19 protein-coding genes and 1 pseudogene are annotated in these 25,513 nt (G+C 71.1%); 11 read left to right on the top strand and 9 right to left on the bottom strand.

Annotated elements, in window-relative coordinates:
- Positions 1-78 precede the first annotated feature (78 nt).
- Positions 79-9,441, top strand: coding sequence for a SpvB/TcaC N-terminal domain-containing protein (locus FHX75_RS02500; protein ID WP_154936462.1), 9,363 nt, complete (start codon positions 79-81; stop codon positions 9,439-9,441).
- A gap of 57 nt (positions 9,442-9,498) precedes the next feature.
- Complete coding sequence (locus tag FHX75_RS02495; RefSeq protein WP_154936461.1) at positions 9,499-9,963, top strand: hypothetical protein; 465 nt, start codon at positions 9,499-9,501, stop codon at positions 9,961-9,963.
- Positions 9,964-10,012: 49 nt separating this feature from the next.
- Here FHX75_RS02495 and FHX75_RS02490 read toward each other — a convergent pair whose 3' ends face one another.
- Positions 10,013-10,537, bottom strand: a complete 525-nt coding sequence (locus tag FHX75_RS02490) for a hypothetical protein (RefSeq protein ID WP_154936460.1) — start codon at positions 10,535-10,537, stop codon at positions 10,013-10,015.
- Positions 10,538-10,657: 120 nt separating this feature from the next.
- Here FHX75_RS02490 and FHX75_RS31900 point away from each other — a divergent pair, with 120 nt between their 5' ends.
- Entirely contained in the window at positions 10,658-12,055 is a 1,398-nt protein-coding gene (locus FHX75_RS31900) for an AfsR/SARP family transcriptional regulator (RefSeq protein ID WP_154936459.1), read from the top strand.
- Positions 12,037-12,510 carry a nucleotidyltransferase domain-containing protein gene (locus FHX75_RS02480; RefSeq protein ID WP_154936458.1) on the top strand — a complete coding sequence of 158 codons (474 nt, stop codon included), beginning with the start codon at positions 12,037-12,039 and terminating at the stop codon, positions 12,508-12,510. Before FHX75_RS31900 ends, FHX75_RS02480 begins: the two co-directional genes overlap by 19 nt.
- A 142-nt stretch (positions 12,511-12,652) precedes the next feature.
- Here the strand turns inward: FHX75_RS02480 and FHX75_RS02475 are convergent, their stop codons facing one another.
- Both FHX75_RS02475 and FHX75_RS02470 read right to left on the bottom strand, forming a co-directional pair.
- Positions 12,653-13,003 carry a hypothetical protein gene (locus FHX75_RS02475; RefSeq protein WP_154936457.1) on the bottom strand — a complete coding sequence of 117 codons (351 nt, stop codon included), beginning with the start codon at positions 13,001-13,003 and terminating at the stop codon, positions 12,653-12,655.
- 149 nt (positions 13,004-13,152) lie between these two features.
- Complete coding sequence (locus tag FHX75_RS02470; RefSeq protein ID WP_154936456.1) at positions 13,153-13,371, bottom strand: hypothetical protein; 219 nt, start codon at positions 13,369-13,371, stop codon at positions 13,153-13,155.
- 363 nt (positions 13,372-13,734) lie between these two features.
- Here FHX75_RS02470 and rph point away from each other — a divergent pair, with 363 nt between their 5' ends.
- Positions 13,735-16,332, top strand: coding sequence for a rifamycin-inactivating phosphotransferase (rph, locus tag FHX75_RS02465; protein ID WP_154936455.1), 2,598 nt, complete (start codon positions 13,735-13,737; stop codon positions 16,330-16,332).
- Positions 16,333-16,571: 239 nt separating this feature from the next.
- Here the strand turns inward: rph and FHX75_RS02460 are convergent, their stop codons facing one another.
- Positions 16,572-17,078, bottom strand: a complete 507-nt coding sequence (locus FHX75_RS02460; protein ID WP_154936454.1) for a hypothetical protein — start codon at positions 17,076-17,078, stop codon at positions 16,572-16,574.
- Positions 17,079-17,206: 128 nt separating this feature from the next.
- Positions 17,207-17,722, bottom strand: coding sequence for a GNAT family N-acetyltransferase (locus FHX75_RS02455; protein ID WP_211364299.1), 516 nt, complete (start codon positions 17,720-17,722; stop codon positions 17,207-17,209).
- Between the two features lie 151 nt (positions 17,723-17,873).
- On the opposite strand from FHX75_RS02455, the gene FHX75_RS02450 reads away from it, so the two are divergent.
- Positions 17,874-18,185, top strand: coding sequence for an NIPSNAP family protein (locus FHX75_RS02450; RefSeq protein WP_154936452.1), 312 nt, complete (start codon positions 17,874-17,876; stop codon positions 18,183-18,185).
- Between the two features lie 76 nt (positions 18,186-18,261).
- On the opposite strand, the gene FHX75_RS02445 is transcribed toward FHX75_RS02450, so the two are convergent.
- Together FHX75_RS02445 and FHX75_RS02440 are read right to left on the bottom strand one after the other, a co-directional pair.
- Positions 18,262-19,032 (bottom strand): hypothetical protein, encoded by a 771-nt coding sequence (locus tag FHX75_RS02445; RefSeq protein WP_154936451.1) that lies wholly within the window; start codon positions 19,030-19,032, stop codon positions 18,262-18,264.
- Positions 19,033-19,134: 102 nt separating this feature from the next.
- On the bottom strand, positions 19,135-19,725 hold the full coding sequence (locus FHX75_RS02440) for a DinB family protein (protein ID WP_154936450.1): 591 nt from the start codon (positions 19,723-19,725) through the stop codon (positions 19,135-19,137).
- 265 nt (positions 19,726-19,990) lie between these two features.
- On the opposite strand from FHX75_RS02440, the pseudogene FHX75_RS02435 reads away from it, so the two are divergent.
- From FHX75_RS02435 to FHX75_RS31385, 3 genes and pseudogenes are all read left to right on the top strand, one after another.
- Positions 19,991-20,128 (top strand): annotated as a pseudogene (locus FHX75_RS02435) (IS5/IS1182 family transposase); the annotation flags it as partial.
- Positions 20,129-20,234: 106 nt separating this feature from the next.
- Positions 20,235-21,248 (top strand): RNA polymerase subunit sigma-70, encoded by a 1,014-nt coding sequence (locus FHX75_RS02430; protein WP_154936449.1) that lies wholly within the window; start codon positions 20,235-20,237, stop codon positions 21,246-21,248.
- A 298-nt stretch (positions 21,249-21,546) separates the two neighbouring features.
- Positions 21,547-22,002, top strand: coding sequence for a DUF6069 family protein (locus tag FHX75_RS31385; RefSeq protein ID WP_246157550.1), 456 nt, complete (start codon positions 21,547-21,549; stop codon positions 22,000-22,002).
- Between the two features lie 269 nt (positions 22,003-22,271).
- Here the strand turns inward: FHX75_RS31385 and FHX75_RS02420 are convergent, their stop codons facing one another.
- Positions 22,272-22,781 carry an SLOG cluster 4 domain-containing protein gene (locus FHX75_RS02420; RefSeq protein WP_246157549.1) on the bottom strand — a complete coding sequence of 170 codons (510 nt, stop codon included), beginning with the start codon at positions 22,779-22,781 and terminating at the stop codon, positions 22,272-22,274.
- 101 nt (positions 22,782-22,882) lie between these two features.
- On the opposite strand from FHX75_RS02420, the gene FHX75_RS30540 reads away from it, so the two are divergent.
- A complete protein-coding gene (locus FHX75_RS30540) occupies positions 22,883-23,461 on the top strand; it encodes a hypothetical protein (protein ID WP_170285274.1) in 579 nt (192 codons plus the stop codon).
- A gap of 45 nt (positions 23,462-23,506) precedes the next feature.
- On the opposite strand, the gene FHX75_RS02415 is transcribed toward FHX75_RS30540, so the two are convergent.
- On the bottom strand, positions 23,507-24,526 hold the full coding sequence (locus tag FHX75_RS02415) for a S1 family peptidase (protein ID WP_246157547.1): 1,020 nt from the start codon (positions 24,524-24,526) through the stop codon (positions 23,507-23,509).
- Positions 24,527-24,766: 240 nt separating this feature from the next.
- On the opposite strand from FHX75_RS02415, the gene FHX75_RS02410 reads away from it, so the two are divergent.
- The gene (locus FHX75_RS02410) at positions 24,767-25,462 is read left to right on the top strand and encodes an SGNH/GDSL hydrolase family protein (RefSeq protein WP_154936446.1); all 696 of its coding nucleotides are present in this window, start codon (positions 24,767-24,769) and stop codon (positions 25,460-25,462) included.
- The last annotated feature ends 51 nt before the right edge of the window (positions 25,463-25,513 follow it).

Raw genomic sequence — 25,513 nt, 5'->3', positions numbered from 1 at the left:
CCAATGTCGCCCGGCGCTGAGACCTGTCGATACTGCGTGAGCCCTCGTCCCACGTGTGCCGCCGAAGGGGTCTCGACCATGTGGCATCCTCCCCTCCCCGGGTTCCGCCTCCACGCTCTGACGAGCCGATGGACCAGGCTGCTGGCCGTCCTCGCGGTGCTCGCCCTCGTCACCTCCGGACTGTCCGCCTCGGTGGCGCGCCAGAGACCGGACCGCACCAGCACCCAGTCGGCGACCACGCCCGGCCCGGCCTGCGGCGAGAGCGCCGGAACCGCGGCGATGACCAACGTGGCGGCGACCCTGCCGGACTACCAGCAGGTGGTCGCGCCCGGGATCGCCGCCACCGTCTCGTACGGCGGGGCGAAGCTGGCCATCGGGCCGAAGGCGGTCCGACTGCCGACCGGGATCGGCGTCACCGTCCTGCCGAAGGGGCTGACCCCGAAGCTGGACAGCGGCATGACCAACGTGACGGGCAAGACGAAGGGGGGTGGCTACCGGTTCACCCCGCATCCGCAGCAGTTCGCCGCCTCGATCCAGGTCACCCTGCCGTACGACCCGGCGCTGCTCACCGACGAGTTCACCGCGCAGGACATCTACACGTACTTCTTCGACGACGTGCAGACCTGCTGGCAGGTCCTGGAGCGGGTGTCGGTGGACGAGGTCAACCACACCGTCACCTCGCTGACCGACCACTTCACCGACATGATCAACGCGACGGTGACGGTGCCGGAGCACCCGGAGGGCGTGCAGTTCAACCCCAACCAGATCAAGGGCATCCAGGCCGCCGACCCCGGCTCCGGGATCAACCTGATCGCCCCGCCGTCGGCGAACAACCAGGGCGAGAACCACCTGGCGTACCCGATCCAGGTGCCGCCGGGCCGGCAGGGCCTGACCCCGCAGCTCGGGCTCTCCTACAGCTCCTCCTCCGGCAACGGCTGGACCGGCGTCGGCTGGGACCTCTCGGTGCCCAGCATCTCGGTGGACACCCGGTGGGGCGTGCCCCGGTACGCCGGCGCGACCGAGACCGAGACGTACCTGCTCAACGGCGAACAGCTCACCCCCGTGGCGCACCGGGGCGCGCCGGTGGCCCGCAGCGCCGAGAAGGTCTTCCACACCCGGATCGAGGGCAGCTTCGCGCGGATCGTGCGGCACGGCACGAACCCGAAGAACTACACCTGGGAGGTCACCGACAAGAACGGCATCCACTGGCACTACGGCGCGGTGGCGGGTGCCGACGGGCCGGCCACCGACGCCAGCCTGGCCGACGACGCGGGCAACGTCTTCCTCTGGTCGGTCCGCGAGGTGCGCGACCCGCGCGGCAACTTCATGCGCTACCACTACGCCAAGGTGGACGACACCGGTCTGGCCGGCGGCAGCGTGCCCGGTCGTAACCTCTACGTCGACAAGATCACCTACACCGGCCAGGGCACCAGCGAGGGCCGGTACGCGGTCAGCTTCGACCGGGACCGCGAGCGCGGCGAGGCGCTGCGCGTCGACACCTCCATCGACGCCCGGGGCGGCTTCAAGCGGGTCACCGCGGACCTGCTCCGCGAGGTGAAGGTCACCCTCGACGACAGCCTGATCCGCCGTTACGAGTTCACCTACAAGCGGGGCGCGTTCGCCAAGACGCTGCTCGACGCGGTGATCCAGTACGACGCCGACGGCCACGAGTTCAACCGGCACCGGTTCAGCTACCACGACGACATCCGCGACTCCGCCGGTCAGTACCAGGCGTTCCGGGCGCAGCCGTGGACCTCGCCCGGCGACGGGCTCAGCAGCGCGGCGCTGAACCTCACCCCGGAGCAGGCCGGCAACGCCAGCGCGCTGAACGCCAACACCAACACCAGCGGCGGCGGCCACCTGTACGTCGGCGTGGGCAGCTCGCCGAGCAAGTCCGGCTCGGTCGGCGTGAAGGTCGGCTTCAGCCACGGCAGCGACAAGGGGCTGCTGGCGCTGGTGGACGTCGACGGCGACTCGCTGCCCGACAAGGTCTTCCGCGACGGCGGGTCGGTGAAGTACCGCAAGAACCTCTCCGGCCCGACCGGTGAGGCGACGTTCGCCGCCCAGGCGCAGCCGCTGAACCTGCCCGGGATCATGGGCGAGTCCAGCAACACCCTGACCCTGGGCGTCGAGGGCTACCTGGGCGCGGCCGCCGCCCAGCTCGACTACGTCAACTCGTTCGCCACCACCGAGCAGTACTTCAGCGACGTCAACGGCGACGGCATCCAGGACCTGGTCAACGGCGCCAGCGTGCTGTTCGGCCGGGTGGGCGCCAACGGTGTCCCGGTCTACGGGGTCAGCGGCGACACCCCCGTCCCGATCGGCCAGGGCGAGGTCGACGCGACCGGCCTGTTCGACTCGTTCAACGCCGACCGGGACCGGCTGACCGACTCGTTCCCGCTGCTGGACAGCGTCCGCCGCTGGGTGGCGCCGTACGACGGCACGGTCAAGGTCGAGGGCGCGGTGCAGCTCGCCCCCGGCACCGCCGCCGCGCGCGCCGAGTCGCGTACCGCCGACGGGGTCCGGGTCGCCGTGCAGAAGGAGGGCACCGAACTCTGGTCGGCGCGGATCGAGGCCGACGACGACGCCGCGAAGACGCCGACCGGCGTGGACGCGGTCACCGTGTCGCGCGGCGACCGGCTCTACTTCCGGGTCGGCTCGGCCGCCGACGGCGGACTGGACGAGGTGACCTGGGACCCGAAGGTCAGCTACGTCGGCGTGGGCGACCCGCTGGACGTCAACGGGCTGCCGTCGTACCGCTTCCAGGCCTCGCGCGACTTCACCCTGGGCGGCCGGGCCGCCACGGTGAAGGTGCCGCTCACCGGCACCATGCACCTCTCCGGCGACCTGGTGAAGGCCGGCGCCACCTCCGACGACGTGACCGTGCTGATCACCCGCAACGGCACGCCGGTGCTGGAGCAGACGCTGGCCGCCGGCACCACCGGCAGCGTGCCGGTGAACCTGGACCTGGACGTCCAGCAGGGCCAGACGCTGCAGTGGCGGATCCGGGTCGACTCCCCGGTCGACGTGGAGAAGCTGACCTGGACGCCGCGGGCCTACTACACCGCCGCGCCGGGGGTCGACCGGCTCACCGACGCCAACGGCAAGCCCTTCATCGACGTGCACCCGCCGTACACCCTCGACCTGTACCCGGTCGACGGGCTGACCGCGCCGCAGTCGGCGTACACCGTCACCAGCGGCGGGACGCTGAGCGTGGAGCCGACGGTGAGCTTCGCCTTCGGCGCCGAGCACCCCACCGCCCGGGTAGCGTTCACCGTCAAGCGCCGCGGCGAGCTGGTGGCCAAGCGGTACTTCCAGGTCACCAACGGGGTGCTGACCTCGCCGGGGGCCTTCGACATCACCGCCGACACCGGTGACGAGCTGTGGTTCGACTTCAGCACCACCGACCCGAAGCTGCGCGCGTTCCTCACCGGCCAGTCGGTCACCGTGGACGGGTCGAGCGCGCCGAGCGCCTTCCACAGCGCCGCCGAGGAGGGCGCGTTCCCGCAGCCGTACCGGGGTTGGGGCGCGGTCGGCTACAACGGCAACAAGGACCGGGCGACCCAGCCGATCAACCAGGACGACCTGGTGGTCGACGAGCACTACGGCGACCAGCTGCCGGACAGCGTCGACCCGCAGGCGCAGAAGGACGACTTCGCCGCCGACCCCCGGGTCGACCCGCCGAAGGTCACGCCGTTCACCCCGTCGCCGCAGGACGGCCGGTGGGGCGCCGGTGAGCACTCCTGGATCGCCCGGAGCAGCGTCAGCAGCTCCCGGCTGGGCGTGGACTCGATCAACCTGCCCCGGCCGCAGGACTTCGCCGGGGCGACCGCGGTGCCCCGGCTGTCCCGGTCGCAGCAGGTCTCGCTGACCGGCAGCGTCGGCGGCGGCATCGGGTCGATCGGTGGCAGCCTGGCCACCGGCGACAGCACCGGGCAGGTCGACTTCCTCGACCTCAACGGCGACCAGTTCCCCGACGTGGTCGGGGCCGGCGCGGTGCAGTACACCGACCCGGACGGCGCGCTCGGCGACACCCGGGGCACGCTGCCCGACGGAGCGGTGCGGCGCAGCACCAACGTCTCCGGCAACGCCAGCGCCGGCAGCGCGGCCCGGACCATCTCCACCGGCCGCGGGTACGACAGCCCGCCCGGCACCTCCGCGGCCACCAGCGCCCAGTCCGGCAACGACATGCCGCCGCTGGGCGTCGGCGGCAGCTTCGGCGGCACCCGCTCCGACGGGGCGTTCGACCTGCTCGACGTCAACGGCGACAGCCTGCCCGACCGGGTGTACGAGAACGGCAAGGTCGCGCTCAACCTCGGCTACGCCTTCGCCGCCGCCGAGCAGTGGCGCAACCCCGCCGGCCTGAACAAGGGCAGCGGCACCAACGCCGGGCTGAACATCGGCTTCAACACCGACTTCTACGGCTTCGCCGGTGGCGCCTCGTTCAGCCAGGGCCGGTCCTCCTCGGCCGGGACGCTCGCCGACATGAACGGCGACGGCCTGCTGGACCAGGTCCTCTCCGGCAGCCCGATCCGGGTCGGCTTCAACACCGGCAACGGGTTCGAGCCGCCGGTGCCGTTCCACGGCAGCCTCACCGACGTCAACGGCGACCGCAACGCCAAGCTGGGCGGCGGCGTCTACTTCACCTTCGGCATCTGCTTCACCGTGGTCTGCGTCGTGATCAACCCGGGGGCGGACATCGCCACCGGCGCCAGCCGTACCGAGCAGGCGCTGCGGGACATCAACGGCGACGGGTACGCCGACCACCTCTCCTCCACCCGGGACAACCAGCTCGTGGTGGCCGAGAACCGGACCGGCCGGACCAACCTGCTGGCCTCCGTCGACCGTCCGTTGGGCGGCCGGATGGAGTTCGACTACACCCGCGACGGCAACACCTACGGCCAGCCGCAGTCGCGCTGGGTGCTGGCGAAGGTCTCGGTGAACGACGGCCGGCCCGGTGACGGACAGGACGTGCAGCTGGTCACCTACGACTACGACGGCGGCGTCTACGACCGGCGGGAGCGGGAGTTCCGCGGCTACGGCACGGTGGTGGAGAAGCACCGCGACGACGCCAACGGCGACGCCGTGGGCCGCAGCGTCACCCGCACCTTCCGCACCGACAGCTTCTACACCAAGGGGCTGTTGGAGAAGGAGCTGACCGCCGACGGCGCCGGCAAGCCGTTCCAGGAGACGGTGCAGACCTACACCGCCCGCAACGTCTCGTCGCCGGGTTCCCCAGCCGACCTGGCCAGCACCACCGCGACGGTGTTCCCGCAGAACTCCCGCACCGACGTGAAGTACTACGAGGGCGCGGCCAGCCCGGGCAAGACCACCTACGTCACCCGGGAGTACGACGACGTCGGCAACCTGACCCGGCAGTTCGACGCCGCCGAGGCGGGTCCCGGCGACGACCTCGACGCGCGGATCGTCTACACCTCCCAGGACCCGGCCTGCCAGGCGGCGTACCTGGTCGGCATGCCGAAGCAGATCGACGTACGCGGCGACGGCACGCTGATGCGGCACCGCGAGTCGACGATCAACTGCACCACCGGCGACCTCACCCAGGTGCGGGCCGCCCTCGCCGACGGCACCACGGCCACCACCGACCTGGATTACTTCGGCGACGGCAACCTGAAGTCGGTGACCGGCCCGGCCAACAAGGCCGGCCAGCGGTACCGGCTGGACTACACCTACGACGACGTGGTCAACACCCACGTCGAGTCGATCAGCGACAGCTTCGGCTACCGGTCGACGGCCACCCACAACCTGAAGTTCGGCCTGGTGGAGACCACCACCGACTTCAACAACCAGCAGATCCGCAACACCTACGACGCGGTCGGGCGGCTCGACCAGGTCTCCGGGCCGTACGAGATCCCGGAGAACCGGTTCACCATCGACTTCGAGTACCACCCCGAGGCGGCGTACCCGTACGCGGTCACCCGGCACGTGGACCGCGAGGCCGACGGCGGTGTCCGCGACGACACCATCGACACGATCACCTTCGTCGACGGCCTGAACCGCACCACCCAGACCAAGAAGGACGCCGCCGTGCCGGCCACCCCGGACGGCACGCCCCAGGACGTGATGGTGGTCTCCGGGCGGGTCACGTACGACTTCCTGGGCCGGGCGGTGAAGAGCTGGTACCCGGTGACCGAGCCCAAGGGCGCCGGCAACCTCACCTTCAACCCGGCGTACGACCCGGTCACCCCGACCGAGGTGCGCTACGACGTGCTGGACCGGACCACCCGCACCACCTTCCCGGACGGCACCGCCACCACGATGGAGTACGGCTTCGGCCCGGACCGGGACGGGGTGACCCAGTTCGAGACGGTGGTCACCGACGCCAACGGCAAGTCCAAGCGCACCTACACCGACGCCCGGCAGATCACCACGGCGGTCAAGGAGTTCAACCCGGCCGGCGGCCAGCCGGTCATCTGGACCAGCTACCGCTACAACCCGATCGGTGAGCTGGTCGCGGCGATCGACGACAAGGGCAACGTCACCCGCTCGACGTACGACAACTTCGGCCGGCGGACGTCGCTGACCAGCCCCGACTCGGGCACCGTCACCTCCACCTTCGACCTGGCCAACAACCTGGTCCGCAAGGTCACCAGCAAGCTGGCGGCGGTGTCGAAGGCGATCGAGTACGACTACGACTACACCCGGCTCAAGGCGATCCGGTACCCGGTCTTCCCGGCGAACAACGTCAGCTACACCTACGGGGCTCCGGGCGCGCCGGAGAACGCGGCCAACCGGATCACCGACGTGGTCGACGGCGCCGGCAAGGTCAACCGCCGGTACGGCCCGCTCGGCGAACTGATCAAGGAGACCCGCACCACCCCCGCCCAGGGCAGCCACATCCAGACCTTCACCACCGAGTACCGGTACGACTCGTTCAACCGGATGCTCTCGATGACCTGGCCGGACGGGGAGAAGCTCTCCTACCACTACAACAGCGGCGGCCAGGTCGACTCGGCCCGGGGCGTCAAGGGCGAGTTCAGCTACGACTACCTGAAGCGGCTGGACTACGACAAGTTCGAACAGCGGATCCTGCTGGACACCGGCAACGGCACCCGCACCCGCTACTCGTACAACACCGAGGACCGGCGGCTGAGCAACATCCAGGCGAAGCTCTCCAACGGCTACGTGTTCCACAACCTGGACTACAGCTACGACAACGTCGGCAACATCATGTCCATCGCCAACGACACCGTGGCCCCCAGCGGCCCCGAAGTCGGCATGCAGGTCGGTGGTCCCAGCAAGCAGAGCTACACCTACGACGACCTCTACCAGCTCACCCACGCGGAGGGCAGCTACCAGCCGCGTACCCCGCAGACCGACCGCTACCGGGTCGACCTGAAGTACGACAGCCTGCACAACATCACCAGCAAGAGCCAGACCCACGAGCTGGTCAGCAACGGCAACACGATCGTCGAGGGCAAGCTCAGCTACAACTACGGGTACGCCTACGGCAGCGCGAAGCCGCACGCACCGACCAGCATCGGCATCTACACCTTCCAGTACGACGAGAACGGCAACCAGATCAGCCGGGAGCAGCAGCCCCGGCCGCGCCGGCAGATGATCTGGGACGAGGAGAACCGCCTCGCCTGCAGCCACGAGAACGTGCAGAGCAAGACGCTGCCGCAGACCCCGGCGTCCTGCGACAACGCCGGCGGCACCCCGAACAGCGCCCGCTACTACTACGACGACCAGGGCAGCCGGGTGGTCAAGGACGGGGCGCAGTTCCACATCTACCCGAACCAGAACTACTCCACGCGGGGCAACCAGAAGTTCAAGCACGTCTACATCGGCCAGGACAAGCTGATCACCAAGCTGGTCGAGCCGGACTTCCGCCGCGAGGACCGGCAGTACTACTCGCACAGCGACCACCTCGGGTCGACCGGGTTCGTCACCGACGACCAGGGCGGCATGAGCGAGCACCTGCAGTACTTCCCCGGTGGCGAGACCTGGGTCAGCGAGCACTCCTCGCAGCCGGTGCCGCACCAGTACACCGGCAAGGAGTACGACCAGGAGACCAACCTCTACTACTACGGCGCCCGCTACTACGACCCGCGGACCCAGGTCTGGCAGACGCCCGACCCGGTGCTGGAGAACTACCTGGAGGGCACCCCGAACGGCGGCGTGTACGCGTCGATGAACCTGGCGCTCTACACGTACGCCTACAACAACCCGATACGCCTGGGTGATCCCGACGGCAGATTCCCCTGGAACAGGGTGCTCGGCGGGGTGAAACTCGTCGGCGGTGTCGCCGAGGCCGCCGCGGGCGTGGCACTCGGGGCCGCGACGAGCTGGACGGGTGTGGGCGCGGTCGCCGGTGGTGCGGTGGCGGTGCACGGTGTCGACGTCGCCATCAGCGGCGCCCGGCAGTTGTTCAGCGGCGAGGAGACCAGCTCCTTCACCAGCCAGGGCCTCCAGGCGGCCGGGGTCAGCAAGTCCAACGCGGAACTGATCGACGCCGGCATCTCGATCGTCGGCAGCGCCGGCGCGAGCATGGCCACCTCGGCGATCAAGGGAGCGGCCACCGCGGCGCCGAAGGTGGCGGCGGCCGCCGCGGACGACGTCGCGGCCCGCGCGGTGCCCAGCACCGCGGAGAAGGTGGTCGAGACGGCCGCCAAGATCCCCTGTGTCGGCAACAGCTTCGCCGCCGGCACCCGGGTGGTGATGGCCGACGGCAGCACCAAGCCGATCGAGGACGTCCGCACCGGCGACCTGGTCCTCGCCGAGGACCCGGAGACCGGTGAGCGCGGACCCCGCGAGGTCACTCACCTGATCATCGGTCAGGGCGTGAAGCACCTGGTCGACGTCGAGGTCAACGGTGAGGTCATCACCGCCACCGACAAGCACCCGTTCTGGGTGGTGGGGGCCGGGGCCTGGGTCGACGCCGGTGATCTCGCGCTCGGGGACGTCGTCCGGCTGGCCGACGGCCGCACCGCCATGGTGGACGGGGTCGCGCACTACACCCGGGTCGACCGGGTGTACAACCTGACCGTCGCGGGCATCCACACCTTCTACGTGGTGACCGGCGACGGCCGGGCGGCCGACGCGGTGCTCGTGCACAACTCGGGTCCGTGTTCGGTGAACGCGAAGGCCCTGGCGCAGAGCATGTCGGCGGCGAACGTGGTCCGGCCGGCGGAGACGGCCGCGCACCACATCGTGGCCAGCGGCGCCAAGGCGGCGGCACCGGCCCGGGCGCACCTGACCAGCCTCGGGGTGGGCATCAACGAGGCGGCGAACGGCGTCTACCTGCCCCGGTTCGTCAGCTCGGCCAACCCGCTCGGCGCGGCCGTGCACTCCACCACCCACAGTCCGGCCTACTACGCCGAGGTCAACCGGTTGATCCTGCAGACGAAGACCGCGGCCGAGGCACGCAACGTGCTGGCGTACATCGGTAAGCAGTTGGCGGCGGGGCCGTGGCCGTAGGCCGACCCGCCGATGCCCGGGCCCGCGCCGCCGGGTCCGGGCGGGCAGGATGACGGCATGACCCGACGACTGCCGATCGAAGCCGCCGAGGCCGCCTTCCGCGACCTCGGCGGCTTCGCCGCGCCAGACTCCACCGTCCCGCCGCCGGCCCGGCTGCTGGACGCCGTGCGGCGCTTCGCCGCCGTCGAGTTCGAGGTGTCGACCGAGCTGCCCGACCAGGACGGCCTGCTGTTCCAGTACGCGACGATCGGCGCGACCGGCGACGCCGCGTTCGTCCTGAGCGTCGTGCGCCAGTTCGAGGTGGTCGATGCCGGCGGCGACCACGAGGGGTACGTCCAGCTGCGCGCCGAATACCGGTTCGGGCCGGACCCGGAGTGGACCGGGCACCACGAGGACTGGTGGTTCCGGGGCGGGCCGGAGCCGTTCGACGACTGGTTCGCCCGGATCTCGGCCCACCCGGTCTGGGGCCGCTTCACCGACTCGCCGCCGACCGGTTTCGAGATCTCGCAGGAGAGCGTCTGAGCGGCGGCCCCGGGCGGTCCAGGCCGCCCGGGGCCGCGGCGGGAGGCGGTCAGTCCAGGTCGTCGCAGACGTTGTGCGTCGTGCCGTGGACCATGGTGAGGGTCTTGTAGAACGTGGGGCTGAACTCCATGCGGTACACCCCGTCGACGAGCCAGTAGCCGCGCGGCAGCGTGCCGCCGTCCTGCCGGAAGCCGAAGAGCGCCGGGCCGTTGGCGTACCAGGTCTGCGACCCGTCCGGGTGGTACTCGATCAGGGCGGTGCCGCTGGCGTCCACCTGGGTGCTCGCCCCGCTGTCGGTGTTGGTCACCTCGACGATCAGGTCCCCCGCGTACAGCTCGCGGCGGGGCGAGCCGTCCGGGTTGGTGTCCAGCACCAGCTTGCGCACCTCGTCGCGGACCGGCTCGCTGTGGATGGCGAAGTCGCACCGGGCCCCGGCCGGCTGGTCGAAGGCTCCCTGCGGGGCGGGCACCCAGCCGCGCGTACCCCCGGTGCTCTCCGCGGACGCCGGGCTCGCCCCGGCCGCGACCACCGCGACCATGGCCGCCACCACGGCGACACTCGTTCTCCTGCGCATCTCTGCTCCTCCATCGGTGTCAGAACGCCCCCACCCTCACCCCCTCCCCTCACCACCCCCTGACCACCCCTCTCCCCCGCGGTGACAACCGGGGTGGGGGGTCAGGGGGTCAGGACGGGTATGGAGTTTCTTCTGCTCGGGGCGTTCGAGGCGCGGCAGGACGGGGAGCCGGTCGAGCTGGGCAGTCGGCGGCAGGAGCGGTGCATCCTCGCGGTGCTGCTGCTGGACGTCGGCCACCTGGTCAGCACGGATCGGCTCATCGACCTGCTGTGGAACGGCGACCCGCCGGCGTCGGCCCGGGGCGCCGTGCACACCTACATCGGACGGTTGCGGGCGTCGCTGGGTCCGTACCAGGTCCGGATCACCACCCGGGGCGACGGCTACCTGGTGGAGCCGGACGGGCACCGGGTGGACGCGGTGGAGTTCGTCCAACTGGTGGACCGGGCGGCCGCCACCACCGAGCCGGCCGAGCGGGTCCGGCTGCTGGACCGGGCGCTGGCGCTGCGGCGCAGCCCCCTGCTCGCCGGCACCGCCGACGACGTGCTGCGGGAACGGCTCGACGGGCCGCTGGAGGAGCGCCGGCTCACCGGCGTCGAGCTGCGCGCGGAGGCGCGGCTCGCGCTGGGCCAGCACACCCGGGTGGTGACCGAGCTGACCCCGGTGGTCGGCCGGCACCCGACCCGGGAGCACCTGGTCGCCACCCTGATGACCGCTCTGTACCGGGGCGACCGGCAGGCCGACGCGCTGCGGCTGTACCGGCGAACCCGCCGCACGCTGGTGGACTACCTGGGGGTCGAGCCGGGCGACCGGCTGCGGGAGGTGCACCGGCGGATCCTGCGCGCCGACCACCGCCTGGAGCGGACCGGCCGACCGGTGTACGAGGTGCGGGTCCGCGGCGTGTCCCTGCCGTGGAGCGTCGGCGGCCATCCGGCGCTGGAGTTCTGCAACACCTTCGCCGGCTGGGGCCATCAGCCGCCGATGCCGGGCGCGGAGTGGCTGCGCGGCTACCGCACCCTGGCGGTCTGGACCGGCCACGTGGGGCTGGCCGACGAGGTGAGCGTGGGCCGCCTGCTCGACCTGGCCCGCCGGAATCCGGTCGGGGCGAACGCCGCCCTCGACGAGGCCCGCGCGCTGCGCGCCCGGCTGTACGCCTGCCTGACCGACCCCGAGGACCGGCGCGCCTTCGACGCCGTCGCCCGGTACGCCGAGGAGGCCGCGAAGACGCTGGTCTTCCGGCGCGACGCCGACGGTCGCGGCCGGTGGTGGCCGGACCTGACCGCCGGGCTGCGGCTGCCCGTGCACGCGGTCGCCTGGAGCGCCGCCGAGCTGCTGGCCGACCCGCGCCGGCTCACCGTGCGGGCGTGCCCGGACGAGCGGTGCGGGTGGCTGTTCCTCGACGAGAGCGGCCTGCGGCGGTGGTGCAGCCTCGCCACCTGCGGCCGGTCCGCCACGGACGCACCCTGCCAGGGCGCGTCGGCACCGTCTGGCAGGCTGGCCGGGTGGACGCAGACGAGGTGACCGCTCTGCTGACCGAGTTCGCCGCGCACGGGCTGCGGGCCTGGGTGGCCGGCGGCTGGGCGGTCGACGCGGTGGTCGGCCGGCAGACCCGACCGCACGGCGATCTCGACCTCGCCGTCGACGCCGCCCAGCAGGCGGAGGTCCTCGCCCTGCTGCACCGGCTCGGCTTCGCCGTGACCGTCGACTGGCTGCCGGTCCGCGCCGAGCTGACCGCGCCGGACGGCCGGCGGGTCGACCTGCACCCGGTGGCGTTCCAACCGGACGGCAGCGGGGTCCAGGAAGGGCTGGACGGCGCCAGCTTCGGCTACGCCGCGGACGGCTTCGTCGAGGGCACCATCGGCGGGCGGCCGGTGCCCTGCCTGTCGGTGGCCCAGCAGCTGCGCTTCCGGGAGGGCTACCCGCCGCGCGCCGTCGACCAGCACGACATCGCCCTGCTCCGGGCCGTCGTGGGCTGAGTCAGCCCACCGGCTGGCGCTCGTCGCCGGTGTCGAAGAACCGGGTCAGGTACTCGCCGGGCCGCAGGTCGCTGTCCCGCATCAGCGAGTAGACCTCCGCGCCGTGGCCCGGCTCGTCGAACAGGTGGAACGCCTGAGCGAGTCAGAGGTACGCCCCGCCCTCCTCGGTGACGCGGGCGACCAGCAGACCGATCCGGGCGGGGCCTGGCAGCCAGGGGTCGACGCCGCCCACCTCGGCGCGCAGGTGCTCACCCTCGACCGTCGCGCCGCCGTTCCAGGGTGCCGGCCAGCTGGTGAACCGCCGCACCTCCACCAGACCGTCGGCGGTCAGGCTCACCAGCGCCCCGGCGAGCGCCGGCACGGCCTCCTCGACGGTCGGGGACCTCGCCCCGTTGTCGAGCCAGGCGTCGGCGATCTCGGGCAGGGGCGCGTCGCCGTCGGACTCGTGCAGTACGAAGTACTCCACCTGGGTCAGGCCGGTCCGCTCCCTCATTCGTCCATTTTCTCCTGTTCGCCGGCGCACCCGCATTCGGCCCCACCCCGGACGGATCGCGAGGCTTCCGCACCTTGCGATGCGGCTGGGGCAGCCTGCCCAGCGCTTCACCGAACTCCCTCGTGCCAACCGGATGATCAGAAATCCGCTCATGCCGAGGAGCGGTGTGCGGTCAGGTGGGATCGGTGATCCTTGCCATTGCCGGGTCGCTCGGAACGGCGCTGGGGTGAGCAAGGAGACTGGAGACGCTGAACCAGCACCTCGCCGAGGTCCCGGTTGCTCGGCCGGATCACCTCGGCCGCGGCGATGATGAGCTGACCGACGATCGCGCTGGCCGAGCCCACCCGGGGCGACGCGGCCGTGGCCACCGGCGTCTGAGAGTGCCAGGGCGCTGCGGCGGTCGTGGGGGTCCGGCATCCGCCGGAGGTACCCGGCACGCTCCAGGCGGTCGAAGGATCTCAGCCCGCGGCGGACGACAAAAGCAAAGGCAAGCAGATGTCACTCCTTGCCACTTCTAACGTATAGCGCACAGCGGGGCTTGCGGCAAGACCCGGGTCTTGCCGCAGAATCGGCGGCCGGACGCAGCACCGACGACGAAATGGGGGGCACGACGTGGGTGTGTTGTCGATGTACGGGGAACGCACAACAAGAGGTTCGACACAGCTCGCGGCGCCGGTGATTCGATCGGCCAGTGCAGTGCAACCGAGCAGGGCTGCCGCGGAGGTATCGCAATGACCCAGCAGTACGTGTTGGATCTTCAAGAGGTTGACGAGACGCAGGTCGCGGTCGTTGGCGGCAAGGCCGCGCACCTGGGCGGGCTGTCGCGGATCGAAGGCATCCGCGTGCCGGCTGGGTTCTGCGTGACGACGGCCGGCTTCCGGCGGATCACGGCGGAAGCGCCGTCGATCGACGATCGGCTCGATCAGCTGTCGCGCCTGAACCCGGATGACCGGGAGGCGATCCGCACGCTCAGCGCGGAGATCCGCCGGACCATCGAAGGGATTGCCATCCCGGGCGATCTGGCAGCGGCGATCACCCGCGCGCTCGCCCAGCTCGGCGAGCAAGCCGCCTACGCCGTGCGATCCAGCGCGACGGCAGAGGACCTGCCGACGGCATCCTTCGCCGGCCAGCAGGACACGTACCTGAACGTCGTGGGGCCGGCGGCGATCCTCCAGCACGTCAGCCGGTGCTGGGCGTCGCTGTTCACCGAGCGGGCCGTGACCTACCGCCTGCGGAACGGCATCGACCACCGTGCGGTCCACATGGCCGTGGTCGTGCAGCAGATGGTCTTCCCGGATGCGGCCGGCATCCTGTTCACGGCCGACCCCGTCACGGGCAACCGGAAGGTCGCCACCGTGGATGCCAGCTTCGGCCTCGGCGAGGCCCTGGTTTCCGGCCTGGTGAACCCGGACGTCTTCACGGTGCGCGACGGCGAGGTCGTCGCCGAGGCGGTCGCCACCAAACGGCGTGCCGTGCACGCCCTGCCGGCGGGCGGGACGCAGGAAGTGGCGATCGACCCGCAGCGGCAGGGGCAGCCGGCGCTGACGGATGCGCAGGTCGTGCGGCTCGTGCAGCTCGGGCGGCGGATCGAAGCGCATTTCGGCCGCCCGCAGGACATCGAATGGTGCCTGGTCGACGATGACTTCCAGTTCGTGCAGAGCCGGCCGATCACCACGCTGTTCCCCATCCCCGCGGCCCACGACCGGGAGAACCACGTCTACGTCTCCGTTGGTCATCAGCAGATGATGACCGACCCCATGAAGCCACTGGGCGTCTCCATGTGGCAGCTGACGGCCATGGCGCCGATGCACGAGGCCGGCGGGAGGCTGTTCGTCGACGTCACCCCGCGCCTGGCCTCGCCCGCGAGCCGCGCCGGCCTCCTGGAGGTGGTGGGGAAGGGCGATCCGCTGATCAGGGACGCGCTGGAGACCGTCCTCGACCGCGGCGACTTCGTCCCGACGCTCCCGGAGGCTGGTCCCGGCGGGCCGCCGGCCAGCGGCGCGTCCGCCCCGATCGAGACCGATCCGGCCATCGTCACCGAGCTGATCGAGCGCAGCCAGGCCTCCATCGCCGCCCTGCGGCGCGACATCGCGACGTTGACCGGACCGGCGCTGTTCGACTTCCTGCTGGAGGCCTTCCAGGAGCAGAAGCGAGTCCTCAGTGAACCATTGAGCATGCAAGCGATCATGGCGGGGATGGAGGCCACCTGGTGGCTCAACGACCAGCTGCAGGAGTGGCTGGGCGAGAAGAACGCGGCCGACACGCTCACGCTGTCCGCCCCCGGCAACGTCACGTCAGAGATGGGACTGGCGCTGCTCGACGTCGCGGACGTGATCCGCCCGCACCCGGAGGTGGTGACGTTCCTGCGGGGCGTCGAGGACGACGGCTTCCTGGACGAGCTGCCGAAGCTCGCGGGCGGGACCGAAGCGCGCGACGCCATCGAGGCCTACCTCGACCGGTACGGCATGCGTTGCGCCGGCGAGATCGACATCACGAGGCCGCGCTGGAGCGAACGCCCCACGACGCTCGTGCCCCTGATCCTCGACAACATCAAGCTCTTCGAGCCGGGCGCCGCCGAGCGGCGCTTCGAGCAAGGGCGACAGGAGGCGCAGAAGAAGCAAGAGGACCTGCTGGAGCGCCTGCGATCCCTGCCGGACGGGGAGCAGAAAGCCGACGAGGCCAAGCGGATGATCGACCGGGTCCGGACCTTCATCGGCTACCGGGAGTACCCGAAGTACGGCATCGTCAGCCGCTACTTCGTCTACAAGCAGGCCCTGCTGGAAGAGGCCGAGCGCCTCGTGCAGGCCGACGTGCTCGCCGAGAAGGAGGACATCTTCTACCTCACGTTCCAGGAGCTCCACGACGTCGCGCGCTCGAACCAGGTGGACGACCAGCTCATCCAGCAGCGCAAGGACGCGTTCCGGTCGTACCACGCGCTCACGCCGCCCCGGGTGCTGACATCCGATGGCGAGGCCATCGCCGGGGCGTACCGACGCTACGACGTGCCGACCGGCGCCCTGATCGGCCTACCGGTCTCCGCCGGGACCATCGAAGGGCGCGCCCGCGTCATCCTGGACATGGCCCAGGCTGATCTCGAACCGGGTGACATCCTCGTCACGGCCCACACGGACCCGAGCTGGACGCCCCTCTTCGTCGCCATCACAGGCCTGGTGACGGAGGTCGGAGGATTGATGACACACGGCGCAGTGATCGCACGGGAGTACGGCCTGCCGGCTGTCGTCGGTGTGCAAGATGCCACCCGGCTGATTTCCGATGGGCAGCGGATCCGCGTGCACGGAAGCGACGGGTACGTCGAGATTCTGCCTTGACCGACCACTCACCGAGAAGGCCCGTCTGCCTTGCCAAGCACAGATTTCCGAGCGGCACTGAACTGCTGGGCATCCGGATCTGCCGCGAGTCACGCTCGACGCGACACCACAGCGATCATGCCAATCCTCGACTGGGACTGCGCCCGCGGCGGTCGCGTGAGGCGGCCGCCACGTCGCCTGAGGCGTACCGGGCCGGTTTCGATGTGAGTGCCGAGTGTCGGCCGCTGGTGGTGAGAGTGTCAGCTGATTGGCGCGTCAGGCAACCCGGCCTGGCGTCGCCAGGTGGAGGGATCGTGCGGGCCGGTGTTCAGCCAGCCCTTCACCGTCGCCGCGGCGGCGGCGAAAGCCTCGACCAGCTCGCCTGCGGTTGCTACCTCCCACCGGACTTCGCGGACCGGGTGCATGTTGTGGTCTTGGGCGCACCAGCACGCAACCTCAACTGCCGCGTTCACGACGAGGTTTGACGCAGGGCTCCAGGCGATGTCGAGTGTCAGCTCGAGCCAGTCGACGCCTGCGTTGTAGACAGTGACGGTCGTGTCGAGGAGCAGATGGCTGATGCCGCGGTCGTGTTCGGTCGGCGGTACGGCGGTCGCCGGGTACCAGTGCCATCCGCCGCGATCGGTGGGTGGACGGTGCCTGTCGAGGTCGTCAGCCGTCCTGTAGAGGTCTCGTACAGCGGTCAGACAGCGGTCGGGAAGTACTTCGATCAGTAAGACGCTCGCTAGCGACGGAGCCGGTCCTGCCATGAAGTCGATGATCCGTCGTCGGTCAAGGATCCTGGTCCGGCGCCCTCATCCGCCGCTCCGGGCGCGGTGTCCGCCTTTCTGGGGCTACCGTGGCCAGGCTCGACGGGCTGCCCCAACAGGCGAGCGGGCTACTGCGTCTGAGCCGGTCGCGAAGGGGCATCGAGGAGTACCTCGTATAGGTAAAGGTCATCGTTGGTGCCTACTCGGCGGAACCCGGCACGTTCGAGGGTCCGTTGGGAAGCGACGTTGTCCCCGGTGGTGTCGGCGACAACTCGGGACAATCCGTGATCGGCCGCGACGTTCAGCAGGGCGACGAGCGCCTCCGCTGCATAGCCGTGACCACGGGCTGACGGGGAAAGGCCGTAACCGACCTCGACACATCCGTCGTCCGGCTGGCCCTTGAAACCGATGCCACCGATGGCCATCCCGTCGGCGGTCCGGGTGATCCGGTAGTGCCCGAAAGGGCGCTGGTCCCCGTGGGCGGCCGTAGCTGTGAGAAAGGCCGTGACGCCGATGACGTCGCCGCCGAAAGGAAAATCCTCAGCCCAGGCATCCCCGGCTCCGGCGCACCGCCCGACGATGCGTTCACCCTCTGCTGTGTCGATGGCGTGCAAGCGCAGTCGCGGCGTGTGAAGGTCGGTCACGGGCAACAGCGAAGCAGCCCTCGACACTCCCCACAAGCCGATTACGCCACCTCGGAAGAGGCCGGTCGCGGAACCCCTTGGGACACGCGCACATGCCGCTGACCGCGTGGTCGTGCCGAAACGTGCGAGCACCGGCCCGTATGGTGGCGCCATGATCACCTGCGTCGTGCACTACACCATCAACCCCGCCCAGATCGAGGCGTTTGAACGCTTCGCCCGCGCGTGGATGCGGCTAGTGGCCAAGCACGGTGGTGTGCACCACGGTTACTTCCTACCCGCCGAGGGAGCCAGCGACCAGGCTGAGGCGCTGTTCAGCTTCGAGAGCCTGGCAGCCTACGAGCGTTACCGCGCACGGTTCGGCAATGACCCGGAGTTCGTCGCGGCTGACAGCATCCGCGACGACTCGGGTTGTGTCGTGCGGTACGAGCGAACGTTCATGCGCCCGCTCCTGCCGACTGATTGAGCCCGCACTTTTCTGCCGCTGAGCGTTCGATCGCCAGGCAGCCGCCGCTGGATCACAGATCAAGCTGCGAGCCGGGCTAGAAGCTGAGCGGCACGGCCTCCACGTAGAACTCGGCACCCTCGACTGGATGCCGCGATGCTAGGTAGGCGTCGGCGGCCTGCCGGGTGAGGAACGCCCCAACCGGCGCAACGGTGCCACTCTGACCAGGCCAACTGATCCTGACCATGACGACGTGCAGGTAGGCGTGCTGCGGGTCTGCGATGTCCGTTGGCCGGTGGCCCGCCCGCACCGCGGCGAGGACGTCCTCCAAGGAGGCGAGGCCGCGATTGAGGCCGCCGTCGGCTCCATCCAATGGCCGCTGCACCACCGGCTTGCGGCCTTGGTCGAGCCAGACGAAACGGCTGATGTCGCCGGGGTCGTCATCCTCGTGCCACCCGACAGCCATCGCCACGACCCAGTCCAGCGAGTCCGCCGTTTCCAGCGCGAACACCCGGTCATCCACGCCTAGCATGCCACCGGGCGTCTGCTGCTGAATGCGTTCCCGCTCCTCGCTGCTGGGACAGCGGATCACCAACCCGTCGTAGCTCCAGCGGACCTTCTGCGCTGACACCGGCTTGAACAGCACCTCGATGCGGGTTGGGTGGTCAGACGACCGCGGCGAGCGCAGCAGGAGTTGGCCATGGCTGACCGTCTGCGCCCACAACCGGAACATGCGGTGTGACCGGAACAGCTCACGACCGGGAGCGAAGCGATCCGCCGTGTTCAGCCAGTCATGGGTATGCACACGCGAGATCCTGACATGGGCGGCGCCCGCGGACGCCAAGCCGGCGATCCAGCTGAGGATCACCCGCCGCGATCGGATCGACTGCGTCCGCTATTGCCGCTGATCGCGCGGTCATGCCGAAGAGCGGATGCTGAACTCACCGAATGTACCGACGGGACCAGGCGGCTATCCGGAGCGGTCAGCCAGCTTCGTCAGCTTGGTGACGTACGCCGGCCAGTCATAGTCGTCGGGGATGTTGGTGTTCTCCCGCCGCAGGCCGATCGCCGTATCGTGCTGCTCGCGCATGATGTCGGCGTGACCGGCGTGACGGGCGAGGTCGCAGGTCACGTGGACGATGATCCTTTGCAGCGTCACGTCCTGTCCACCTGGCCGCCACCACGGCACCTGCCCCGGCGCGTCGAGCGGTAGCTGTTCGATCGTCTGGTCCGCGAACACCCCGACACGGCGATACAGGTCGATCAGCCCATCCTTCGTCTCGTCCTCGCGCGCGTACCAGTCTGCCTGCGGGTCCTCCTCGAACGCCTGCATGGGGACCAGTTCCTCAGGCGTGGGGAATTCGCGCCCGAATGTGGGCCCGAAGTAGCCGGCTTCGACATTGAGGCAATGCTTGAGGACTCCCAGCAGGTTGTTGCCGGTCGCGGTGCGGGGCAGTCTGGCTTCGCGTTCGCTCAGCCCGTCGAGCTTCCAGATCAGGTCTTCGCGAGTCGCCTCGAGGTAGTGGTGCAGCGCAGCCTTCGCATCGCCCAAGTCAGCCATGCCTGCCAGTCTTCCTCATGCGCCGAGCCATCGTGCAGGTTGTCGTCTGCAAGATCAGCGCCCGGCTGGAGCGGTCGGCATCCTCATCCGCCGCGATCGGGCGTGAGCCGTATCCAGTGGCCCGCCCGCCCCGAGTAGCACTCCAGCCGTAGATCAAGCCATTTCCAACCTGATGGTGCAGGTCAGTGGCGTGGTGAAGGTCGGTGGCCGGGCCAGGCGGGGCTCCCGGTAAGACAAGCAGTCGACCAAGGAAGATGCCCTCCCGCTGTCCACCCGATCGCTGAACCACCTCGCCGGCCTGATCCGTACCCACCGCCACCAGCGACGATCCCGCTGGCGCCGACTCGACCCCGGCCGGCAGGCCCTGCTCGCCCGGTCCACCACGTCGAAAAACCCGACCTATCAAGGAGGAAAACCGCTCAGCCATGCCGACCGACCCTAGTGATGAGTTGTCGCGCCCGCACCCGTCACACCTAAGACGGGACACGACGAGACGGAAGGATGACGTGATGAGTGCGGACACGCGGCTGGAGGAGCTGAGCGGGAGCGGGCTGAGCGGGAGCGGTCTGGGCGAGGTCGACGAGCCGGCGTTCTCGGGGCTGGCAGAGCGGCACCGGCGGGAGCTGCACGTGCACTGCTACCGGATGCTCGGGTCGTTCGAGGACGCCGAGGACACCGTGCAGGAGACGTTCCTCCGTGCCTGGCGGCGGCGGGAGACCTTCGAGGGGCGGTCGACGTTCCGGGCCTGGTTGTACCGGATCGCCACCAACGCCTGCCTGGACCTGCTCGCCAAGCGCCGCCCGGAGCCCGCGACCGGCGGCGAGGTGCTGTGGCTGCAGCCCTACCCGGACCGGCTGCTCGACGAGCTGCCCGCGGGCGACGCGGACGAGCCGGAGACCGTCGCCGTCGCGCGGGAGACGATCGAGCTGGCGTACCTGGTCGCAGTCCAGCACCTCGCACCGCGCCCGCGGGCCGTGCTGATCCTGCGGGACGTGCTCGGCTGGCCGGCGAAGGACGTCGCGGAGCTCCTCGGGGACTCCGTCAACTCCGTGAACAGCGCGCTGCAGCGGGCCCGCGCCGGCATGCGGGAGCACCTGCCCGCCGAGCGGCAGGACTGGACCGGCGGCGAGGAGGACGCCGGGACGCGCGAGCTGGTGCGCCGCTTCACCGACGCGAGCGTGGCCAAGGACATCGACGGGCTTGCCGCCATGCTGCGGGACGACGTCCGCTGCTCGATGCCGCCCACGCCAGGCCTGCGCATCGGCCGCGACACGGTGGTGAACGACTGGGTCGAGAGCGGCTTCGAAGGCATGAAGCACCTGCGCGGCGTCCTGACCTCCGTGAACCGGCAGCCCGCCGTCGCCTTCTACCTCTGGCGGGAGCAGGAGGACGCGTACCTGCCGCTAACCATCGACGTCCTGCGCGTCACCGGCGGGGCGATCACCGAGATCGTCACGTTCCACAACGACCAGTTCCCGCGGCTCGGGCTGCCGGAGCGCCTGCCGGCGGACGGCACGGAGTAGTCCCAGTGTGGACGCTCACGCTGCGCGGTGGCGCGCGTGTCGCGGTGGTCGCGGCGGAGTGGTGCGACGCGTTCGGCATCGTCACCCGCGGGCGGGTGCAGCTGGAGCTGCGCGACGGCGAGCCCGGGCCGGTCCTCGGACGCGACGCCGGGTTCTGGCTCCGCGGCACCGGCGCCCGCGCCCTGCGGAACCCCGGCCGTCGCACGGCGAGGGTGCGCGTCGTCACGCCCAGGGCCAGGACCGTCACACGCCAGTCAACACACCCCGTGGGCCAGTTACCGAATGATGGAGGAACGACATGAACAGCATGAAAGACACCGGGGTCGTCGTGGGCCCGGCATCGGGCCGGACCAGCCCCACCCACCGACTCCGCGGGCTCGCCGGCACCGGCTTCATTGCCACGCTCGCAGCGATGGTGGCCACCACCCTCGCCGCTGCGTTTGCCCAGGCCGTTGGCGTCGACTTCGAGATCCCCGATGGTGGCGAGACGATCCCGTTGTCCGGGTTCGCCGTGGTGACCGGCTTCTTCTCGGCCGTGGGCATCGTCATCGCCGTCGCTCTTCTTCGTTGGAGCGCTCGCCCCGCCGAGCGATTCGTGTGGACGGCAGTGTCGCTGACCGCGATCTCGTTGGTCCCGCCCCTCATCTCCGGGGCGAACACCGCCACCACCACCGCCCTCCTCGGGCTACACCTCGTCCCTGCGACGGTGATGATCCCCGCCCTGGCGCGGAGCCTCCGCACCCGGACCGATTGACGATCCCGCACCGGGACAACGCGCGGCGCAAGGGGGTGCGCGAGCGCACCAACGTGGCCCCCCGGTGCTGCCGAACACGAACGCCCGCGCGCGGCGGCGGGTCTCCACCCGGGCGAACCGTCCGGCCATCCGACCGAGCAGCCTGTCGGCCTCGGCAGCCCAATCGGCGGCCTCTACGCTGTGGCCCACAGCCACCGCATGATCCACTCGCCTCACCGACATGGCCGCCGGGGAACCATGGACCGACGACACCTGATCATGGGAAGAGGCTACGCCCGACGTGCCGGACCGGACTCGCCGTCGCCCGGCCGGTCCGCCAACGCCACACCGACCGCCTCCTCCGGCGTGTCGACGTGGCGCGGGCCGGACACCAGCGCGCCGGCGGCGTCCACCACCCGCCAGCCGCCGAGCACCACCACCGGCACCCCGCCCCGGCGCATCGCCAGCGCCACCTCGCTGAGGGTGCCCCAGGAGCCGCCCACCGCGATCACCGCGTCGGCGCTCCACACCAGGACGGCGTTGCGGGCCTGTCCCAGGTTGGTCAGCAGCGTCGCCGAGGCGTCGGCGACCGGGCCGGGGGCGGTGCCGTCGTCGGGGCGTACCGCGATGACCAGGCCGCCTTGGTCCCGGGCGCCGGCGGCGACCGCGGCCATCACCCCACCGCCACCTCCGCAGAGGACGGTCGCGCCGCGCGCGGCGAGCAGCTCCCCCACCCGACGGGCGTGGGCCAGCTCGGCCGGCGTCGCCGACGCCGGGCCGCAGACCGCCACCTGCACCACCCGGCCTCACCTCCCCGGCGAGGTTAGCGCCGGGCCCGGCCACCCCGCCGGTACGCCACGGGAAAGCGCACCGTGGACCGGCACTCGTACCATCGCCGGGCATGGGGCGTGACCTGGCGGAAACACCGGCACAACGGCGGCTCGGTGGCCTCGATTGGCTGCAGTTCCTCATCGTCGGCGGCTTCGCCGCGTTCCTCGGGGTGCTCGGCCTGCTGCTCCTCGCGCAGGGCGTGGCCGCCACCCTCGCCGAGTACGCCGGGTCGCCCGGCCAGGTGCGGGTCACCCGGTGTGTCCCGTTCGAGGGGAAGAACGAGGGGTGGACCTGCACCGGGGAGTTCGTGGCCGACGGCGGAGAGTTCCGCATCGCCGAGGTGACGATTGAGCCGTACCTGGAGGAACGCCCGGTCGGCCCGGTCCCGGCGCGAGTGGTCGACCAGAACTCCGACGAGGCCTGGATCCCGAGCCTGGTGCCGCTCACCGCCGGCGGCGGCGGCCTCGCGTTCCTGGGTATGGCCGGGTGGGTCGTCTGGGGGGTGTTCCGTCCCGGCGACCCGGAGGAGTACCTGTCGAAGCGGGCCCGCCGGCACCTGGAACGGCAGCGGCGCGGCCCGGCCGGCCCGCCGCAGCTGGGCAACCGGGCCCGCAGCCGACGCCGCAAGCGGCGCCGGTCCGCCACGTGAGGTGGCTCCCCGGTGCGCGCACCGGGGAGCCACGTGGGGCGGGGGTCAGAAGACGGCGACGCCGTACTTGCTCAGGGCCTCCTTGACCGGCTGGAAGAAGGTCTGGCCGCCGGTGCGGCAGTTGCCACTTCCGCCGGAGGTCAGGCCGAGCGCCGTGCTGCCGGCGTAGAGCGGGCCGCCACTGTCGCCGCCCTCGGCGCACACGTTGGTGGCGATCATGCCGCGCACGGTGCCCTCGGCGTACCGGACGGTGGCGTTGAGGCCGGTGACCGTGCCGGTGCGGGTGCCGGTGGTGCTGCCTCGGCGGGTCACGGCCTGGCCGACGTACGCGTCACCGGCGGCGGTGATGTCCTGCGAGCCGACCGAGCCGTCGATGGCGACCGAGGTGTTGGTGTAGCGGACGATGCCGTAGTCGTTGCCGGGGAAGCTGCTGCCGGTCCGGTCGCCGAGCTTGGTGCTCAGCGCCGAGTTGGCGTACCAGCTCGCCGACAGGTTGGTGCAGTGCCCGGCGGTGAGGAAGTAGTAGGTGCTGCCGCTGCGCACGTTGAAGCCGAGCGAGCAGCGGTAGCCGCCGCCGTAGATGGCGTCCCCGCCGGAGATCCGCATGCTCAGCGTCCCGGCCAGGTCGGTCGTGCGCGCGCTGCCGCCGGAGGCGGCCACGGCGGCCCCGATGCGGGCCCGGTCGGCGGCGCTGACCGTGCTGTCCACGCCGACCACGACCTGGTTGGTCACCGGGTCGACGTACGTCGCGGTGCCGGTGACGCCGAGGTCCACCCGGGACTGCGCGCGCTCCAGCGCGGCGGTGCTGCGGGTGACCAGGCGGGCCTGCCCGCCGGCGGCCCGGACCGTGGCGGCGGCCCGCGCGTCGGTCACGGCGACGACGGTACGCCCGGAGGCGTCGACGTAGGAGCCGGCGGTGCGGTCGGCGCCGAGCGCGGCCGTGAGGGTGGCGGCCCGGTCGGCGGACAGGGGTGCGGGGGCGGCGTGCGCCGGTGCCGCGGCGACGGCGCCGCTGACCAGGGCGGCGGTGACGGCGGACAGCACGCCACGTCGAGTGAGTCTCACGCGTTCCTCCCGGGGAGGGCTGGACGGCCGGTTCGGCCGATCGATGGTTGCCCATGTTTCTCGCGGGCCCGGGGCGGATCCAGGCTCTGGGCGCGGTTGTTCACCCGGGGTCGGACCGGACGTGGTCGCGTAACGCACCGACATCGACGGACGCTGTTGGAAGTGGACCACTGCCGGCTCTCGGTCGTGCTCCCGACGGAGTGTCGACGCCCGCCGCCCGGGTCGGCTAGCCTGCCGGCCATGCCATCGACGCTGACCGAAGCGACCGATCCGTACTGCCTGCGCGAGGGCGAGAGCGCGACGCTGCTGGCCGGGCATCCGTGGCGCCGGTTCGTGGTGCTGGGCGACAGCGTCGCCGAGGGGATGTGCGAGCCGGTCGACGGGTACCCCCCGGTGCAGTGGGCGGACCGGATCGCCGCCGAGCTGCGCGCGGCTGACCCCGGGCTGGCGTACCTCAACCTGGGCCGGCGGGGGTTGCGGGCGCACGAGGTGCGCGCGGCGCAACTGGACGGGGCGCTGGCCTTCGACCCTGACCTGGCGCTGGTGGTCTGCGGCGGCAACGACGCGTTCCGCCCGGCCTTCGACCCGGACGCGGTCGACGCCGAGCTGGCCGCGATGATCGGTGCGCTGCGGGCGGCCGGGGCGGACGTGGTCACCGTCGGCATGTTCGACGTCTCGCACAGCCCGGCCGTCCCGGAGCAGGTCCGGCCCGGACTGCGTGAGCGGATGCGCCTGCTCTCCGCGCACACCGGGCGGCTCGCCGCGCGGCTGGGCACGGTGCACGTGCAGCTCACCGATCACCCGGCCGGCGCGGACGCGTCGCTGTACAGCAGCGACGGCCGGCACGGCAGCGCCCGCAGCGACGCCATCGCGGCGGCGGAGACGGTACGCCGGCTCGGCGCCCACCTCGCCGCCCGGCGCGCGCCCCGGCCGTGACCCGGGATCGCCCGTCGTCTCCCGACGCCGGCCGCGACGGGAGACGACAGA

Origin of the sequence: Micromonospora palomenae, from assembly GCF_007829925.1 — a bacterium.
Classification (GTDB): domain Bacteria; phylum Actinomycetota; class Actinomycetes; order Mycobacteriales; family Micromonosporaceae; genus Micromonospora; species Micromonospora purpureochromogenes.
This window is presented reverse-complemented; position numbering and strand designations above follow the sequence as displayed.